Here is a 16726-nt window from a genome sequence, read left to right as displayed (position 1 = left end):
GGATCAGAGCACCGCGTAGTTCAGCAGTGGCTTGACCGTGCCCCATTCCTTGCAGCTCGGGCACTGCCAATGGTGGGTGCGTGCACCGAATCCGCAACGGGTGCACCGGTAGGCGGGATTGCGCACCAGCAGCTGGTCGGTGATGTGCTTGAGGTCATGCAGGGTCGCAGTGGAATCGGCGCCCTCGGCCAGCGTCAGGTCGATCAGCGCGGATTCGCCGCGCACCGACGGACGATCCTTGAGCTGGCGGCCAAGGTAGGCACGGGCCGGAGCCACACCCTCCTGCTCTTCCATCAGCCGGGTCAGGGCCAGCACCGGGGCGATGCCACGGTAGTGTTCGGTCATTTCCGACAGGAACGCACGCGCGCCCCCCAGGTCGCCGACCTTGCGGTAGTTTTCCATCAACGCCGGCAGCAGCTCGGGCAGGTACTCCGGATCGTTGCGCGCGGCACGTTCGAATGCACGCACGGCGGCTTCAGCGTTGCCCGCATCCGTCTCAAGGCGACCTTCGATGATGCCGGCGCGCACCGACATGGCGTCGGCCTGGTAGGCGCGGGCGATCGCCGCCCTCGCCTCTTCCAGCTTGCCAGCACCGCGGAAGCGTTCGGCCAGTTCGCATTCGAACTGCCCGATCAGCTTGCCCATCGGCTCGCCGGTGACGTCTTCGAAGCGGGTGGCGTTGTCGATCGCCTTTTCCCAGTCACGCTCGGCCTGGTAGATGCCGATCAGGTGCTTGAGCGCCTGCGGGGCGCGCTGGTCCAGCTGCGCCAGCTCGGTGAACACAGTCTCTGCACGGTCCAGCAGGCCGGACTTCATGTAGTCCTCGCCCAGCGCCAGCAGGGCCTGCACGCGCTGCGCGTCACTCAGATCGTGGCGGTTGACCAGCCCCTGGTGCAGGCGGATGGCGCGGTCGACTTCACCGCGGCGGCGGAACAGGTGGCCCAGCGCGACCTGGGTCTCGAAGGTTTCCTTGTCCAGCTCGGCGATGTGCAGGAACAGTTCGATGGCCTTGTCCGGCTGCTCGTTGAGCAGGTAGTTCAGGCCACGGAAGTAGGTGCTGGACAGGCGGCTGACCTGGTTGTCACCGTGGCGCTGGCCACCACGCCGGCCAATCACCCACCCGGCCAGTGCGGCCAGCGGAACGAACAGGAAAAACCACAGCCACTCGGTGACGAAATCCATCTTCGATCAGCGTCCATCAAAAGATTGGGGGGAAACACCCGCGGCCGGCATGGCGGCGGACTTGTTGGCGCGGCGCAGCTGGCTGTAGAGCGGAATGACCACGCTCACCAGCACCAGGCCGGCACCGACGATGACACCGATCAGCAGGGCCGCAATGAGCGCCACGCCCACGGAGGTATTCAATTGGGTAAACAGCAGGTTGATCGACATCGCGGTCATGTTGACCGCACCAATGATCAGCCCAAGGATCAGGACCGCCAGCAGGACCAGCAGACGAAAGACCTTCATGCGACAGCTCCAGTGGCAGGAGTCCGTAGCTTATCCGACCCGCGGCTGGATTCGCACGCGGTGGCGCGACGGAGGCTCAGGCCGGATCGGCGTCCAGCGGCAGCACACTGCTGACCCGCTCGCGCAGTTCCTTGCCCGGCTTGAAATGGGGGACGTGCTTGCCCGGCAGGGCAACCGATTCGCCGGTCTTCGGGTTGCGACCCAGGCGCGGCGGACGATAGTGCAGCGAGAAGCTGCCAAAACCACGGATTTCGATGCGATCCCCGGCGGACAGCGATCCGCCCATCATTTCCAGCAACGACTTCACCGCCAGATCGACATCATCGGCCTTCAGGTGCGCCTGGCGGCGCGCAAGGATTTCGATCAGTTCGGATTTGGTCATTACCGGCTCACATCAGGGGCATCTCAGCCTGAAACGGCCCGGGCAGAAGCCCGGGCCGTCCAGGAAACAACAAACAGCGTAAGGCCGATTACTCGGACTTGTTGCCGTTCAGCTGTGCACGCAGCAGCGCGCCCAGCTGGGTGGTGCCGCTGGAAGCCGAAGAGGACTGGTATTCCTCCAGCACTTCGCGCATTTCCGCGTCATCCTTGGCCTTGATCGACAGCTGCAGGGTACGGCCCTTGCGGTCCATGCCCACGAACTTGGCTTCGATCTTGTCGCCAACCTTCAGGTGCTGGGTGGCGTCGTCAACGCGCTCGTTGGCGATGTCGCGGGCCGAAACGTAACCCTCGATGCCGTCAGCCAGCTCGATGATCGCGCCCTTGGCGTCGACTTCCTTCACCACGCCTTCAACCTTGGAGCCCTTCGGATTGGCAGCCATGTACTGGCCGAACGGATCCTGCTCCAGCTGCTTCACGCCCAGGGAGATGCGCTCGCGCTCCGGATCGACAGCCAGGACAACTGCGTCCAGGGTATCGCCCTTCTTGAAGTTGCGAACGACGTCTTCGCCGGTGGTGTTCCAGCTGATGTCGGACAGGTGGACCAGGCCGTCGATGCCGCCGTCCAGGCCGATGAAGATGCCGAAGTCGGTGATCGACTTGATCTGGCCCGACACCTTGTCACCCTTCTTGTGGGTGGCAGCGAAGGTTTCCCACGGATTGGCGGCAACCTGCTTCATGCCCAGCGAGATACGGCGACGCTCTTCATCGACGTCCAGCACCATCACTTCGACTTCATCACCAACCTGGACAACCTTGGACGGGTTGACGTTCTTGTTGGTCCAATCCATCTCGGAGACGTGCACCAGGCCTTCGACGCCCGGCTCGATCTCAACGAATGCACCGTAATCGGTGACGTTGGAGACCTTGCCGAAGACGCGGCTGTTGGCCGGGTAACGACGGCCGATGTTGTCCCACGGATCCTCGCCCAGCTGCTTCAGGCCCAGCGAAACGCGGTTGCGCTCGCGGTCGAACTTCAGCACGCGGACGTCCAGCTCGTCGCCGACGTTCACGACTTCCGACGGGTGACGCACGCGCTTCCACGCCATGTCGGTGATGTGCAGCAGGCCGTCGATACCGCCCAGGTCCACGAACGCGCCGTAATCGGTCAGGTTCTTGACGACACCCTTCAGGATCGCGCCTTCCTGCAGCTTGTCCATCAGCTGCTCGCGCTCTTCCGAGTGCTCGCTTTCGACGACAGCGCGGCGCGAGACCACGACGTTGTTACGCTTGCGGTCCAGCTTGATGAGCTTGAACTCGAGTTCCTTGCCTTCCAGGTAGGCCGGATCGCGCACCGGGCGCACATCGACCAGGGAACCCGGCAGGAAGGCGCGGACATCCTTGATGTCCACGGTGAAACCACCCTTGACCTTGCCGCTGATGCGGCCGGTGATGGTTTCGTTCTTTTCCAACGCTTCTTCCAGCTCGTCCCACACCATCGCGCGCTTGGCCTTCTCGCGCGACAGGACGGTTTCGCCGAAGCCGTTCTCGATCGAGTCGAGGGCGACCTTGACGATGTCGCCTTCGGCGACGTCGATTTCGCCAGCGTCGTTACGGAACTGTTCGATCGGCACGATGCCTTCGGACTTCAGGCCAGCGTTGATCACCACGACGTCGCCGCGGACTTCAACAACGGTACCGCTGACGATGGCGCCCGGCTTCAGCTTGGCCAGGTTGGCCTGGCTGGCTTCAAACAGTTCGGCAAATGATTCGGTCATTAGATTTACTCTGTTGGACACATGGGTCGGTGGCGTCCCCTTCAGGGGAATGGCGACCGCCCGCCTGTTGGTCGACCCCGGAAACGCAGGTCGTGTGTAGTAGGAAAACCGCCACGCATCATTGCGCGACGGAGCTGGTACAGCACTGCTTTGCGCGACCACCACCGATGCTGCTGGCAGTGCTCCTGCGCGAACGGATCAGGCAGCCGGAACCGGAAGCAGATCCATCACTCGGGCAACGACATCATCGATGCCGATGCCTGTGGTGTCGATGAGGACAGCATCGTCTGCCGGCTTCAGGGGCGCCACGGTACGCTGAGCATCACGGGCGTCGCGGGCCATGATCTCGCGCAGGAGGTCATCAAAGTTAACAGAAACCCCCTTGTCTTTCAACTGCTTATGCCGGCGCTCGGCGCGCTCCTCGGCACTGGCGGTCAGGAAGACCTTGTAGGGGGCGTCCTTGAAGATCACCGTGCCCATGTCACGGCCGTCGGCGACCAGGCCCGGCAGCTCCCTGAATGCGCGCTGGCGCTCCTTCAGGGCAGCCCGGACCTCGGGAATGGCGGCAATGGCGGAGGCCAGGGCGCCGGTGGTCTCCAGGCGCAGCTCGTCGGTGGCATCGGTGCCGTTGACCATGACCCGCATCGACTCGCCCTGTTCAACAAACTGAACATGGGTGTCGAAGGTGCACCGCACCAGCGCCGAGGCGTCAGAAGTGTCGATGTCGGCCCAGCTCGCGGCCACGCCCACCGCGCGGTACAGCGCGCCCGAATCCAGGTAGTGCCAGCCCATCCGGCGCGCGATGATGCGGCTGATGGTACCCTTGCCGGCCCCGGAAGGGCCGTCGATGGTCAGGACGGGAGCGAGTGGATTCATGGGGTTCCCAGAGCGTGTGAAGGGGTCATTCTAGCCCCTGCCCGGGGCCCCGCGCGGCGACTTTCGTGCAACCACTTGAAACATCGACAAAAAGCCCGGTAGAATGGCGGGCTTGAACGAGCGTCAACTGCCGATTGTCTTTCGCATATCGCGGCCACGCTCCACCCGAACAACTACTGTTTACGCCGAGGTATGCCATGAAAGTCCTGTCCTCCCTGAAGTCGGCGAAGGCCCGTCACCGCGACTGCAAGGTCGTCCGTCGTCGCGGCAAGATCTTCGTCATCTGCAAGTCGAACCCGCGTTTCAAGGCGCGTCAGCGCTAAGCCCAACAGCCCTCGCGGCTGCGGCTGGCCCTACGCGGGGCCGACCCGATGCAAGAAACCGCCTTCGGGCGGTTTTTTGTTTATGCGGCTTTTTCCTGCCGTTTTTGCTGTAATCGCCTTTCTTGACCACTGGGGAGTAGATCGAGATGAAGCGTTACCTGTCCGCCCTGGCCGTGATGGCCACCCTGGCTGCCGCCACGCCGGCGATGGCCGATACGCTGCTTGTCGACCGCGCCCGCGAGAAGCCGGCCGGCGCCCTGCCCGTTCGCGGCCAGAGCATGCAGCAGGTGCAGGCGCAGTTCGGCGCGCCGAGCGAACAACTGCAGCCGCGTGGCGGGCAGAAGCGGCAATGGCCAACCATCAACCGCTGGGTGTACCCGCAGTTCACCGTCTACTTCGAGAAGCAGAAGGTGATCGACGTGGTGGCCAACCAGGCGGACCCGAACGAAATCGGCCCGAAACCGCCGATCCGTTGATCCCTTTACCCGCCGTGGGCGGGCCTGTGTAGCGAGACCATGAACCAGACCCTTCGTTTTCCTGCCGAGTGGGAAGCCCAGAGCGGCGTCCTGATTGCCTGGCCCACCGCCGACACCGACTGGGCCGACCGCCTGGGCCAGGTGGAAGAGACCTACATCGCCCTGGTCGCGGCCATCACCCGCTTCCAGCCGGTGCTGATCTGCGTGGCCGACGACGATGTGGAGACCTATGCCGAAATGCGGCTGCGCTCCAACCGCATCGACATGGACAAGGTCCACTTCACCACGGCCGCCTACGACGATACCTGGCTGCGTGATTCGGGCCCGATCACCCTGCGCCGCGCCGATGGCAGCTTTCAGCTGCTGGACTTCCGCTTCACCGGCTGGGGCGGCAAGTTCGATGCCACCCTCGATGACCAGCTGGTGGGCGTGCTCGACAAGGCCGGGGTGTTCAACAACGCGGCGGTGCGCAGCATTCCGTTCGCGCTGGAAGGCGGCGGCATCGAGACCGATGGCGAAGGCACCCTGCTGACCACCTGGAAGTGCCTGCACGAGCGCCACCCGGACCGCGACCGGGCAAGCCTGAGCGCCGACCTGACCGACTGGCTGCAGCAGGACCGCGTGCTGTGGCTGGACCACGGCTACCTGGAAGGCGACGACACCGACGCGCACATCGACACCCTCGCCCGCTTCGCCTCGCCGGACAGCATCGTCTACCAGGCCTGCGACGACGAGAGCGACTCGCACTACGCCGAACTGCAGGCGATGGGCAATGAGCTGGCCGCGCTGCGCACCAAGGATGGCAAGCCGTACCGCCTGTTCCCGCTGCCGTGGGCACAGCCGGTGATCGACGAAGGCCGCCGCCTGGCCGCTTCGTACGCCAACTACCTGATCATCAATGGCGCGGTGCTGATGCCGGCCTATGGCGACCCGGCCGATGACCTGGCCCGCGACGTGCTGGCGCAGGCGCACCCGGGCCGCGAGATCGTGCAGGTGCCCTGCCGCTCGCTGATCTGGCAGAACGGCAGCCTGCACTGCATCACCATGCAGCTGCCGGCAGGGCTGTTGAAGGCGTAACGGTAGTGCCGGGCCTCGCCCGGCACCGCTTTTGTAGAGTCGAGCCATGCTCGACTGGCTTCTTGTAGAGCCGAGCCCACGCTCGGCTGGCCGCTCGCGCGATCGAAGCGGAACGCAGCCGAGCATGGGCTCGGCTCTACAACACCGGCCCATTCAGCGCACGACACGCCGTCGCCGCCCATCCGCGCTAACATGCAGGTTTTCCCCCGCAGGAACGCCCCGCATGAACTCGCGCAGCCCCCTTACCGTCGCCCTGATCCAGGAGCGCAACCACGGTGATGCCGCCGCCAACCTGGCGGTGATCGAAGCACGCGTGGCCGAGGCGGCTGCGCAGGGTGCCAAGCTGGTGCTGCTGCAGGAACTGCACAACGGCCCGTATTTCTGCCAGCACGAATCGGTGGACGAATTCGACCTGGCCGAGCCGATTCCGGGCCCGAGCACCGAGCGCCTGGGCGCACTGGCGAAGAAGCATGGCGTGGTGCTGGTCGGCTCGCTGTTCGAGCGCCGCGCTGCCGGCCTGTACCACAACACCGCCGTGGTGTTCGAGAAGGACGGTACCCTGCTCGGCAAGTACCGCAAGATGCATATCCCGGATGATCCGGGCTTCTACGAGAAGTTCTACTTCACCCCGGGCGACATCGGCTTCAAGCCGATCGATACCTCGGTGGGCCGCCTTGGCGTGCTGGTGTGCTGGGACCAGTGGTACCCGGAAGCGGCGCGCCTGATGGCGCTGGCCGGCGCCGAACTTCTGCTGTACCCGACCGCGATCGGCTGGGACCCGGACGATGTGCAGGACGAGAAAACCCGCCAGCGCGACGCCTGGGTGCTGAGCCACCGTGGCCACGCCGTGGCCAACGGCCTGCCGGTGCTGAGCTGCAACCGCGTCGGCCACGAGGCGTCGCCGCTGGGCGCGTCGGGCATCCAGTTCTGGGGCAACAGCCACGTGCTCGGCCCGCAGGGCGAGTTCCTGGCCGAAGCCGGCACCGATGCCACGGTTCTGCTGTGCGATGTCGACCTGCAGCGCAGCGAGCACGTGCGCCGCATCTGGCCGTTCCTGCGCGACCGTCGCATCGACGCGTACGGTGACCTGCTCAAGCGCTACATCGACTGAGCCGGAGCCGCGCATGGCCGTCCTCATCCGTGATGCCGGCCCGGCCGACATCGACGCGATCACCGCGATCTATGCGGTGGAAGTGACCGACTTCGTCAACACCTACGAGTACGACATCCCGGACGCGACCGAGATGCTGCGCCGCATGCGCGACATCATCGATCGTGGTTTCCCCTACCTGGTCGCCGAGATCGACGGCCAGGTGGCCGGCTATGCCTACGCCAACACCTACCGCACCCGCGTCGCCTACCAGTGGACCGTGGAAAACTCGGTCTACGTCGATGCCCGCTTCCAGGGCAAGGGCGTCGGCACCGGCCTGCTGCAGGCCCTGATCGACGCCTGCGTGGCGCGTGGCTACCGGCAGATGGTGGCGGTGATCGGCGAACCGACCAATACCGCTTCCATCAAGCTGCACGAACGCTTCGGCTTCGAACTGGTGGGCGTGTTCCGTGGCCTCGGCCGCAAGCACGGCCGCTGGCTGGATACCGTGCAGATGCAGCGCGCGCTGGGCGATGGCGCCGACACCGCACCTTCCAATGAATGAACCCATGACCGAAACCCTTCCCGAGACCGGCGACGATCTGTTCGCCGGCCAGCCGGTGCGCGTCGTCGAACGCGACGGCGTGCGCTACACCCTGCTGGGCACTGCCCACGTTTCGCGCGCCAGCGTTGAAGCCGTGGAGAAAGCCATCGACAGTGGCCGCTTCGATGCGGTGGCGGTCGAGCTGGACCCGCAGCGCCTGCAGGCGCTGAGCGACCCGGACACGCTGGCCAAGCTCGACCTGGTCGAGGTAATCCGCAAGGGTCGCGTCGCCCTGTTCGCCGCCAACCTGGCCCTGTCCGCCTACCAGCGCCGCCTGGCCGAACAGCTCGACATCGAACCGGGCGCCGAACTGAAGCGCGCAGTGGAACTGGCCCGCGAACGCGACCTGCCGGTGCACCTGATCGACCGCGAGGTCGGCCTGACCTTCCGCCGCGCCTCGCAGCGGCTGGGCTTCTTCGGCAAGCTGAAGCTGGTCGCCGGCCTCGGCGCCGGCCTGTTCTCGTCCGAGGAAGTGGGCGAGAACGAGATCGAGAAGCTCAAGCAGGGCGACATGCTGGAATCGAGCTTCGGCGAGTTCGCCAGCGAGAGCCCGGCGCTGTACGAGACCATCATCGGCGAACGCGACCGCTACATGGCCACGCGCCTGCGCGAGGAACACAACCCGCAACAGCGTGAAGTACTGGCGGTTGTCGGTGCGGGCCATCTTGCAGGCCTGGCGCGCTACCTGGAAACCGACACCGAAGCACCGGCACCGCTGCGTGCCGAGCTGGAAGCAGTACCGAAGAAGCGCAACATCCCGTGGTTCACGCTGGGCATCCTGGCGATCGTGGCGACCGGCATCGGCGTTGGCTTCTACCGCGGCGGCCTCGGCGTGGGTACCGAACTGCTGGCGACCTGGGCGATGTATACCGGCGGCCTGGCGGGCCTGGGCTGCCTGCTGGCCGGCGGGCATCCGCTGAGCATCCTCACCGCGATCGCGGTGGCCCCGTTCAAGCCGTTCCGCCTGAGCATTCCCACCGGCGCGTTCTCGGCGCTGGTGGAAGCGCGACTGCGCAAGCCGGCGTACGAGGACTTCCTCAAGCTGCGCGACGATGCGCAGAGCCTGAAGGGCTGGTACCGCAACCGCGTCACCCGCGTGGTGCTGACTTTCATGCTGACCAACATCGGCAGCATGCTCGGTCTGTGGCTCACCACGTTCAAGGTATGGGGCAAGGTCGCGGGGTAGGCCTCAACCGGCCACAGAATCTGTAGCGCCCGAGCCCATGCCCGGGCGACGCCGCGACGCGGCGAACAGCAGCCGAGCATCGGCTCGGCTCTACATGGGCACGGAATCCGTAGCGCCCGAGCCCATGCCCGGGCGACGCCGCGACGCGGCGAACAGCAGCCGAGCATCGGCTCGGCTCTACATGGGCGCGGAATCTGTAGCGCCCGAGCCCATGCCCGGGCGACGCCGCGACGCGGCGAACAGCAGCCGAGCATCGGCTCGGCTCTACATGGGCACGGAATCTGTAGCGCCCTTAGCCCACGCTCGGGCGACGCCGCGACGCGGCGAACAGCAGCCGAGCATCGGCTCGGCTCTACATGGGCACGGAATCTGTAGCGCCCGAGCCCATGCTCGGGCGGCGCCCGCGACGCGGCGAACAGCAGCCGAGCATGGGCTCGGCTCTACATGGGCACGGAATCTGTAGCGCCCGAGCCCATGCTCGGGCGGCGCCCGCGACGCGGCGAAGTGCAGCCGAGCATGGCTCGGCTCTACATGGGCACGGAATCTGTAGCGCCCGAGCCCATGCTCGGGCGACGCCGCAACGCGGTGACCAGCAGCCGAGCATGGCTCGGCTCTACATGGGCACGGAATCTGTAGCGCCCGAGCCCATGCTCGGGCGACGGCGCGACGCGGCGAACAGCAGCCGAGCATGGCTATGCCGGCCGTCCTGGCCGACACCCTCCGGGCCGTCGCAAGCGACGTTGGCAGCGGCTCCTGCCGCTGCCTTCGGCTCTACAGAGGCAAACAGACGCGGCGAGCAAAAAAAAGGGGGAGGCCGCCCCACTACGACCGGCCTCCCCCACACCACAACACGTTGATGTGCATTACGGTCGAGCAAGCTCGACCACTACACCGGGGTACCCGCCACGACCTCCAGGCCACGCGCGCGGCGGATCAGCCGCGTCACGGCATTGCGCAGGTCATCGAGCACCGCATAGATCGTCGGCAGGAACAGCAGGCTGACCACGGTCGAGAACGCCAGGCCGCCGGCAATCGCGCGCGCCATCGGTGCGTACTCCGGGCCGTTGCCGAACATCTGCGTGTTGGTCAGCGAGATCGGCACCATCGCCAGGATTGCCGTGCCCATGGTCATCATGATCGGGCGCAGGCGCTCGCGGGAGCCTTCCACCAGTGCCTGCGTCCGGCCCATGCCGCCGCGCCGCAGGTTGTTGATGTGCTCGATCATCACGATGCCGTTGTTCACCACCACGCCCATCAGCACCAGGATGCCGATGAAGGACATGATTCCGAACGAGGTGCCAGTGATCCAGAACAGCCAGAACACGCCGAAGATCGAGAACAGCACGCCGCTCATGATCGCCGCCGGGAACAGCAGCGACTCGAACACTGCCGCCATCACCACGTAGATCATCACCAGCGCGATCAGCAGGTTGAACACCATCTGCTGCATGGCCTCGTCATCGTTGCCGTAGTCGCCACCATCGAAGGTGAAGCCATAGCCTGCCGGGAAGTTCATCGGCTTGAGCACCGACTCCATCGCCTTGCGGCCATCCGGCGCGGTGACTTTCTCGGCCAGGTTGGCCTTGATGGTCAGCGTAGTCTGGCGGTTGGTTCGGCCGATCTGGGTGGCTGACGAACCGACGTCGACGGTGACCAGGCTCAGCAGCGGCACGCTGCGGCCATCGCCGGTACGCACGCTGAAACCGGCCAGGTCTTCCGGGCTGCTCTGCTCGGCACCCGCGAAACGCACCCACACCGGCACTTCGTTGTCGCCACGGCGGAACTCGCGCATCGGTGCACCGCGCAGCGCCAGGCCGACGAAGCTGGCGACCTGTTCGGCGTTGAAGCCGAACGCCGCCGCACGCTCGCGGTCGACACGCACCTTCAGTTCGCCGCCCTTCTCGCCATTGTCGATGCGCACGTCGCGCAGCTCGGCACGCTGGGCCAGCAGCGGCACCACTTCCTGGCCGATCTCCTGCAGCATCGAACTGGAATCGCCGACCAGCTGCACCTGCACGCCCTGGTTGCCGCCACCGCCGCCATCACCGCCCTGGTTGCCGACGAAGTAGTCGGTACGCGCCGACTTCGGCAGCCCCTTGCGCAGTTCTTCCTGCAGCGCCTTGATGTCCTTGGCGTACTTCTCGTCCAGGGTGACCACGGTCGAGCTGCCTTCCTGCTCGCTGTACCAGGAGTACACCTGCTTGACGTGCAGGCGCTCGCGGTTGGCGTCGATCCAGTTCTCCACCCGCGCCACTTCCTCTGACATCTGCCGGTAGGTGTAGGCGCCCTTCCACATGTAGCCGATGAAGATGTCCTTGCCGCCGTCACCACCGAACATGTCGATCTTGGTCAGCTTCATCGGCACCAGGCTGACCAGCACCACCAGCAGAATGCCAAGCAGGCTCCAGCCGCGATGGCGCAGCGACCAGTCCAGCAGCCTGGCGTAGCGGCGTTGCAGGCGCGCGATCAGGCCGGTCTGCGAGTGCACCAGCTTGGGCGTGGCCATGCGTGCGGACAACATCGGGATCAGGCTGACCGCGACCAGCCACGAGGCCAGCAGCGAGACCGAGATGGTGATCGCGATCTGCGCCATGAAGATGCTGATGTTGTTGGTCTCGCCGAACAGGTTCGGCACGAACACGATGCAGTGGCACAGCGTGCCGGCGCTGAGCGCGATGGCCACGTTGCGGGTGCCGATGATCGAGGCCAGCCGCGGCTGCCCCGGCAGGCGCTCGCGCTCCTGGTAGATGCTCTCCACCACCACCACGGCGTTGTCGACCAGCATGCCCACCGCCAGCAGCAGGCCCATCATGGTCAGGATGTTCAGCGTCACCCCGACGAAGTACATGAAGCCCAGGGTGATGGTGAAGCAGATTGGAATGGCCAGGGTCACCATCAGCGTCGATGGCCAGTGCCGCAGGAAGAAGAACAGCACCGTCACCGACAGGATCAGGCCGACCGCACCGGCCTCGGCCAACTCCAGCAGCGAGGAGGTCACCGCCTTGCCCTGGTTGTCGATCACCTTGATCTGGACGTCGCGCATCGACGCTTCGGCACGGATCGCTTCAACCTCCGCCAGCGCCGCGCGCGACACCTCCACCAGGTTGGCGCTACGCTCCTTGAAGATGTCCAGGCCAACCGCTGGGTTGCCGTCCAGGCGGCGCCCGTAGTTCATCCGCGCCGGCTTCAGGCGCACGTCGGCGATGTCGCCCAGGCGCAGGCCCTTGGCGTTGATCACCAGGTCGCGCATTTCCTGCAGGTCGGTGATCTCGCCCACCGGCTGCACGCGCACGCGCTGCCCGTTGTCATCGATCTGCCCGGCCGAGATCGAGAAGTTCAGCGTGCGCAGGCGCTCGCTGAGCTCATTGATGCTCAGGCCATGCGCGTTGAGCCGGTTCGGGTCGATGGCAATCTCGACTTCGTTCGGCGGCGCACCGGTGATGTCGACGCGGGCCACGCCGGGAATGCGCTCGATGCGCCGCTTGAATTCGCGGTCAAGCATGTCGTACGCGGTGGTCAGGTCGGTGGTGCTGGCCAGGCGCACCTTCAGAACCGGCTGGTCGCTGCTGGACCACTTGAACACGTTGTAGCGCTGCAGGTCATCGGGCAGGTCGCTGCGGATCGCATCGATGCGCTCGCGGGCATCGGACGCGGCGATGGCGATGTCGCGGTCCCAGTCGCTGAACTCGATGAAGATCAGCGCCGCTTCGGAGGTAGCCGACGAACGCATGCGCTTGATGCCGGTCATCGTCGCCAGCGATTCCTCCACCGGGCGGATGATGGTCCGCTCCACTTCTTCCGGGGTTGAACCGGTATACGGAATCTGTACGAACAGGAACGGCGCGGAGATGTCCGGCAGCGCTTCCAGCGGCAGCCGGAACGAGGCGATCAGGCCGATCACCACCAGTGACACGAAACACATGATGGTGGTGACCGGGCGGCGGATGGAGAACTCGGCAACACTCATGCCGGTTCCTCCGCGCCCGCCTCACTGCCCGCCGCACCCGGCTCGATCTCACCGGCGTGCTTGCGGCCACGCTCGCGGTAATAGGCATCACCGCGGCGATCCATCAGGTCGTACACCACCGGGATCACCAGCAGGGTCAGCAGGGTCGACACCAGCAGGCCACCGATCACGGTGATCGCCATCGGCGCGCGCACTTCGGCGCCCTCGCCCATCGCCACCGCCAGCGGCAGGAAGCCGAACAGCGTGCACAGCGTGGTCATGATGATCGGCCGCAAGCGCGAGCGCGCACCTTCCACCAGCGCTTCATGCTTGGCCACGCCGGCCTCGCGCAGCTGGTTGACCTTGTCGATCAGGATGATCGCGTTCTTGGTGACCAGGCCGACCAGCAGGATCAGGCCGATGAACACCACCACCGAGATGGGCTTGCCGGTCAGCATCAGCGCCAGGATCGCGCCGACCAGCGCCAGCGGGATGGTGAACAGGATCACGAACGGATGCAGCAGCGACTCGAACTGCGAGGCCATCACCAGATAGACCAGGAAAATCGCCAGGCCGAAGGCGAAGATCAGCGATTTCGCCGCCTGCGCCAGCTCCTCGCCCTGGCCGCCGATGTGCAGGCCAACGCCCGCACCCAGTGGCTGTTCGGCCACCATCTGCTGCACTTCGCGCATGGCAGCGCCCAGATCGATGTCACGCAGGTTGGCCGAGACCACGGCGACGCGGGTCTGGTCGGCGCGATGGATCTCGCTGGGGCCGGTGGTGGCGACCACGTCGGCTACTGCGTCCAATGTGACCGGACGGGTGCTGCCCGGATTGACGATCAGCCGGCGGATGCTCTCCACGCTGGCACGGTCGCGCTCCTGCGCACGCACCAGCACGTCGATCTTGCGATCGCGGAAGCTGTAGCGGGTGGCCACGTCGCCGCGCACCTTCTTCACCACCACATCGGCGATCTGTCGGGTGGTCAGGCCCAGTGCACCGGCACGCTCCTGGTCGAAGCGGATCTGGATTTCCGGGAAGCCCTCTTCCACCGTCGACTTCACGTCGGCGTAGTGTGCATTGCCACGCAGCATCGCCGCCAGACGCTGGCCAGCCACTTCCAGCGTCGCCATGTCCTGCCCGCGCAGCTCGATTTCCAGCGGCGTGGAGAAGCTGAACAGCGCCGGCCGCGCGAAGTCGACCTGTGCACCTGGATGCTGGCCCATGGTGTCACGCAGGCGCTCGGTGATCTCCGCTTCGGTTCGCGCGTTGCCACCGCCTTCCATCACCACGGTCAGCTTGCCGATGTTCTCGCCGCTCTCGGTCGGGCTGGCATCCAGGCGGGTGCCGCTGCCACTGACGCCGTACAGCGAGGCCACGCCCTCGCCGTTGCCGTGGGCCAGCTGCAGTTCGCGCACCAGCGCATCGGTCTGCTTCAGCGGCGTGCCGGCCGGCAGCTTCACCGTCATTTCGAAGCGGTCCTGAGCCAGCTGCGGGATCAGGTCGGCACCAAGCATCGGCACCAGCGCCATGGTCGCCACGAAGATGATCGTGGCCACGCCCAGCACCTTGCCCGGATGGGCCAGCGCGCTTGGCAGCAGCCGCAGGTAGCCGCGCTCGGCACCGGCATAGGGCTTCATCGCCAGGTCGCTGGCCTTGCGCATCACCGGGCCGACCACCGCCACCACGCCACGCCATGCACGCACCACCAGCCAGGCCAGCGCGTAGAAGCTCCAGCGCGCGGTTGCGACGGCGCCACGACGGCCCAGTGCGACCGGCTTCTGCCAGCGGTTCTGCGGCTGCCACGGCTCGTTCGGTGCTTCTTCCGGGAACGCCAGCGGTGGCCGTCCCTTCAGCGAGCTCAGCATCGGAATCAGGGTCATCGACACCAGCAGCGAGATCGCAATGGCGATCGCCACGGTCAGTGCCTGGTCGCGGAACAGCTGGCCGGCGATGCCGTCGACGAACACCAGCGGCAGGAATACCGCGATGGTGGTCAGGGTCGAGGCGACCACCGCCATGCTCACTTCGCGGGTACCGACGATGGCCGCCTGCAGGATGCCCAGGCCACGCTCGCGGGCCTTGGCGATGCTCTCCAGCACCACGATCGAGTCGTCCACCACCAGGCCGGTGGCCAGCGCGAGGCCGCCCAGCGACATCACGTTCAGGCTCAGGCCCATCTGGCCCATGAAGAAGAACGTGGCGATGATCGAGACCGGCAGCGACAGGCTGATCACGAACGTGCTCCAGCCATCACGCAGGAACAGGAAGATGATCAGGATCGCCAGCAGGCCGCCGATCACTGCATCCTTCTTGACGTCGGCGATGGCATGCTCGATGAAGCGCGACTGGTCCTCGATGGTGGTCATCTCGACATCGGAGGGGAACGTGCCCTTGATCTGCTCCAGACGCTTGCGCAGCGCTTCGGCGGTGGACACGGTGTTGGCATCGCCTTCCTTGTAGATGGCCAGCTCAACCGACTCCTTGCCGCCCAGGCGGATCACCGCTTCGCGTTCCTTGTAGCCCTGGCGCACGGTGGCCACATCCTTCAGCCGCACCGGCACACCATTGGCGACCACGCTGGAGCCACCGCCGGACGATGCGCTCTGCGCCGCCGAGGCCGCCGCGATGGCGGCCGCCGAACCGGTCGACGCGGCGATGTTGAACATCTGCTGCAGCGCCGAGTCGGCCGCGCTGCCGTTCGACGCCTGGGTGGTGACCAGCAGGTTGCGGATCTCCTCCAGGTCGGCGAACTGGTTGACGGTACGCACCAGGAAGCGCTGCGAGCCCTCCTCCAGGCGGCCACCGGAGATGTTGATGTTCTCGTCCTTCAGGCGCTTGATGACGGTGTCGATCGGCAGGTTCAGCTGCGCCAGCTTCTGCTGGTCGATGTCGACCTGGATCTCGTCTTCCAGGCCACCGCCCACCTTCACTGCTGCCACGCCGGTGACCGGCTCCAGCTTCTTCTTCAGGTCTTCATCGGCATAGCGGCGCAGGCCGGTCAGCTCGCGGATCGCATCGGCATCGGTGGCCGGCGCGGTCTTGCTGGACAGCACCAGGCGCATGATCGGCTCGGTGGACGGATTGAAGCGCAGCAGCACCGGAGCCTTGGCCTCCAGTGGCAGGTTCAGCGCTTCCATCTTGTCGCGCACCTCCAGGCTGGCCTGGTCCATGTTGGTGCCCCAGGCGAACTCCAGCACCACATCGCTCTGGCCGGTGCGCGAGACCGACTTCAGCTTGCGCAGGTTCTTGACCACGCCGACCGCTTCTTCGACCGGCTGGGTGATCAGGGTTTCGATTTCGGTCGGCGCCGCACCGGTGTACTCGGTGCGCACGGTCAGCGTCGGGTAGCTCAGGTCAGGCAGCAGGTTGACCTTGAGGTTGCCCAGCGCGATCAGCCCGAACAGCAGCAGGGTGACCGTGCACATGGCGATGGTCACGCGGCGGCGGGTGGCGAATTCCACCAGGCCGCCGCGCATGCCGGCGGCGGCGCCGTCGCTCGCCGGCGAGGCACCGTGGTCG

12 protein-coding genes and 1 pseudogene are annotated in these 16726 nt (G+C 65.9%); 6 read left to right on the top strand and 7 right to left on the bottom strand.

Going from position 1 to position 16726, the window contains the following annotated elements; genetic code table 11:
- Window positions 1-3: 3 nt before the first annotated feature.
- The 5 genes from lapB to cmk form a co-directional block, all read right to left on the bottom strand.
- Window positions 4-1182 carry a lipopolysaccharide assembly protein LapB gene (gene lapB / locus V3B41_RS11730; RefSeq protein ID WP_049428020.1) on the bottom strand — a complete coding sequence of 393 codons (1179 nt, stop codon included), beginning with the start codon at window positions 1180-1182 and terminating at the stop codon, window positions 4-6.
- A 6-nt stretch (window positions 1183-1188) separates the two neighbouring features.
- On the bottom strand, window positions 1189-1470 hold the full coding sequence (locus V3B41_RS11725; RefSeq protein WP_049428022.1) for a LapA family protein: 282 nt from the start codon (window positions 1468-1470) through the stop codon (window positions 1189-1191).
- Between the two features lie 76 nt (window positions 1471-1546).
- Window positions 1547-1852 carry an integration host factor subunit beta gene (locus V3B41_RS11720; RefSeq protein ID WP_005409286.1) on the bottom strand — a complete coding sequence of 102 codons (306 nt, stop codon included), beginning with the start codon at window positions 1850-1852 and terminating at the stop codon, window positions 1547-1549.
- 88 nt (window positions 1853-1940) lie between these two features.
- Window positions 1941-3626 carry a 30S ribosomal protein S1 gene (rpsA, locus tag V3B41_RS11715; RefSeq protein ID WP_005409285.1) on the bottom strand — a complete coding sequence of 562 codons (1686 nt, stop codon included), beginning with the start codon at window positions 3624-3626 and terminating at the stop codon, window positions 1941-1943.
- A gap of 198 nt (window positions 3627-3824) precedes the next feature.
- Entirely contained in the window at window positions 3825-4502 is a 678-nt protein-coding gene (gene cmk, locus V3B41_RS11710) for a (d)CMP kinase (RefSeq protein WP_005409284.1), read from the bottom strand.
- A gap of 197 nt (window positions 4503-4699) precedes the next feature.
- On the opposite strand from cmk, the gene ykgO reads away from it, so the two are divergent.
- The 6 genes from ykgO to V3B41_RS11680 all read left to right on the top strand — a co-directional run bounded on the left by ykgO (window position 4700) and on the right by V3B41_RS11680 (window position 9258).
- Window positions 4700-4825, top strand: coding sequence for a type B 50S ribosomal protein L36 (gene ykgO, locus V3B41_RS11705; RefSeq protein ID WP_005409283.1), 126 nt, complete (start codon window positions 4700-4702; stop codon window positions 4823-4825).
- A 176-nt stretch (window positions 4826-5001) separates the two neighbouring features.
- Window positions 5002-5301 carry a hypothetical protein gene (locus V3B41_RS11700; protein WP_226053522.1) on the top strand — a complete coding sequence of 100 codons (300 nt, stop codon included), beginning with the start codon at window positions 5002-5004 and terminating at the stop codon, window positions 5299-5301.
- Between the two features lie 39 nt (window positions 5302-5340).
- A complete protein-coding gene (locus V3B41_RS11695; protein ID WP_329861145.1) occupies window positions 5341-6378 on the top strand; it encodes an agmatine deiminase family protein in 1038 nt (345 codons plus the stop codon).
- A 223-nt stretch (window positions 6379-6601) separates the two neighbouring features.
- On the top strand, window positions 6602-7489 hold the full coding sequence (locus tag V3B41_RS11690) for a carbon-nitrogen hydrolase (protein ID WP_005409280.1): 888 nt from the start codon (window positions 6602-6604) through the stop codon (window positions 7487-7489).
- Window positions 7490-7502: 13 nt separating this feature from the next.
- Entirely contained in the window at window positions 7503-8033 is a 531-nt protein-coding gene (locus V3B41_RS11685) for a GNAT family N-acetyltransferase (RefSeq protein ID WP_049429014.1), read from the top strand.
- Window positions 8026-9258, top strand: coding sequence for a TraB/GumN family protein (locus tag V3B41_RS11680; protein ID WP_010484557.1), 1233 nt, complete (start codon window positions 8026-8028; stop codon window positions 9256-9258). Before V3B41_RS11685 ends, V3B41_RS11680 begins: the two co-directional genes overlap by 8 nt.
- 886 nt (window positions 9259-10144) lie before the next feature.
- Here the strand turns inward: V3B41_RS11680 and V3B41_RS11675 are convergent.
- Window positions 10145-13225 (bottom strand): efflux RND transporter permease subunit, encoded by a 3081-nt coding sequence (locus tag V3B41_RS11675; RefSeq protein WP_197632469.1) that lies wholly within the window; start codon window positions 13223-13225, stop codon window positions 10145-10147.
- Window positions 13222-16677, bottom strand: a pseudogene (locus tag V3B41_RS11670) (efflux RND transporter permease subunit); the annotation flags it as partial. The pseudogene V3B41_RS11670 and the gene V3B41_RS11675, both read right to left, overlap by 4 nt.
- Window positions 16678-16726 lie beyond the last annotated feature (49 nt).

Origin of the sequence: Stenotrophomonas sp. SMYL89, from assembly GCF_036319985.1 — a bacterium.
Taxonomy (GTDB): domain Bacteria; phylum Pseudomonadota; class Gammaproteobacteria; order Xanthomonadales; family Xanthomonadaceae; genus Stenotrophomonas; species Stenotrophomonas maltophilia_Q.
This window is presented reverse-complemented; position numbering and strand designations above follow the sequence as displayed.

Coding starts and splice junctions, on each gene's coding strand:
- ykgO (WP_005409283.1), top strand. CDS start 4,700: ATGAAAGTCCTGTCCTCCCTGAAGTCGGCGAAGGCCCGTCACCGCGAC.
- V3B41_RS11675 (WP_197632469.1), bottom strand. CDS start 13,225: ATGAGTGTTGCCGAGTTCTCCATCCGCCGCCCGGTCACCACCATCATG.
- V3B41_RS11680 (WP_010484557.1), top strand. CDS start 8,026: ATGAATGAACCCATGACCGAAACCCTTCCCGAGACCGGCGACGATCTG.
- V3B41_RS11700 (WP_226053522.1), top strand. CDS start 5,002: ATGGCCACCCTGGCTGCCGCCACGCCGGCGATGGCCGATACGCTGCTT.
- cmk (WP_005409284.1), bottom strand. CDS start 4,502: ATGAATCCACTCGCTCCCGTCCTGACCATCGACGGCCCTTCCGGGGCC.
- V3B41_RS11685 (WP_049429014.1), top strand. CDS start 7,503: ATGGCCGTCCTCATCCGTGATGCCGGCCCGGCCGACATCGACGCGATC.
- V3B41_RS11690 (WP_005409280.1), top strand. CDS start 6,602: ATGAACTCGCGCAGCCCCCTTACCGTCGCCCTGATCCAGGAGCGCAAC.
- rpsA (WP_005409285.1), bottom strand. CDS start 3,626: ATGACCGAATCATTTGCCGAACTGTTTGAAGCCAGCCAGGCCAACCTG.
- V3B41_RS11720 (WP_005409286.1), bottom strand. CDS start 1,852: ATGACCAAATCCGAACTGATCGAAATCCTTGCGCGCCGCCAGGCGCAC.
- V3B41_RS11725 (WP_049428022.1), bottom strand. CDS start 1,470: ATGAAGGTCTTTCGTCTGCTGGTCCTGCTGGCGGTCCTGATCCTTGGG.
- lapB (WP_049428020.1), bottom strand. CDS start 1,182: ATGGATTTCGTCACCGAGTGGCTGTGGTTTTTCCTGTTCGTTCCGCTG.
- V3B41_RS11695 (WP_329861145.1), top strand. CDS start 5,341: ATGAACCAGACCCTTCGTTTTCCTGCCGAGTGGGAAGCCCAGAGCGGC.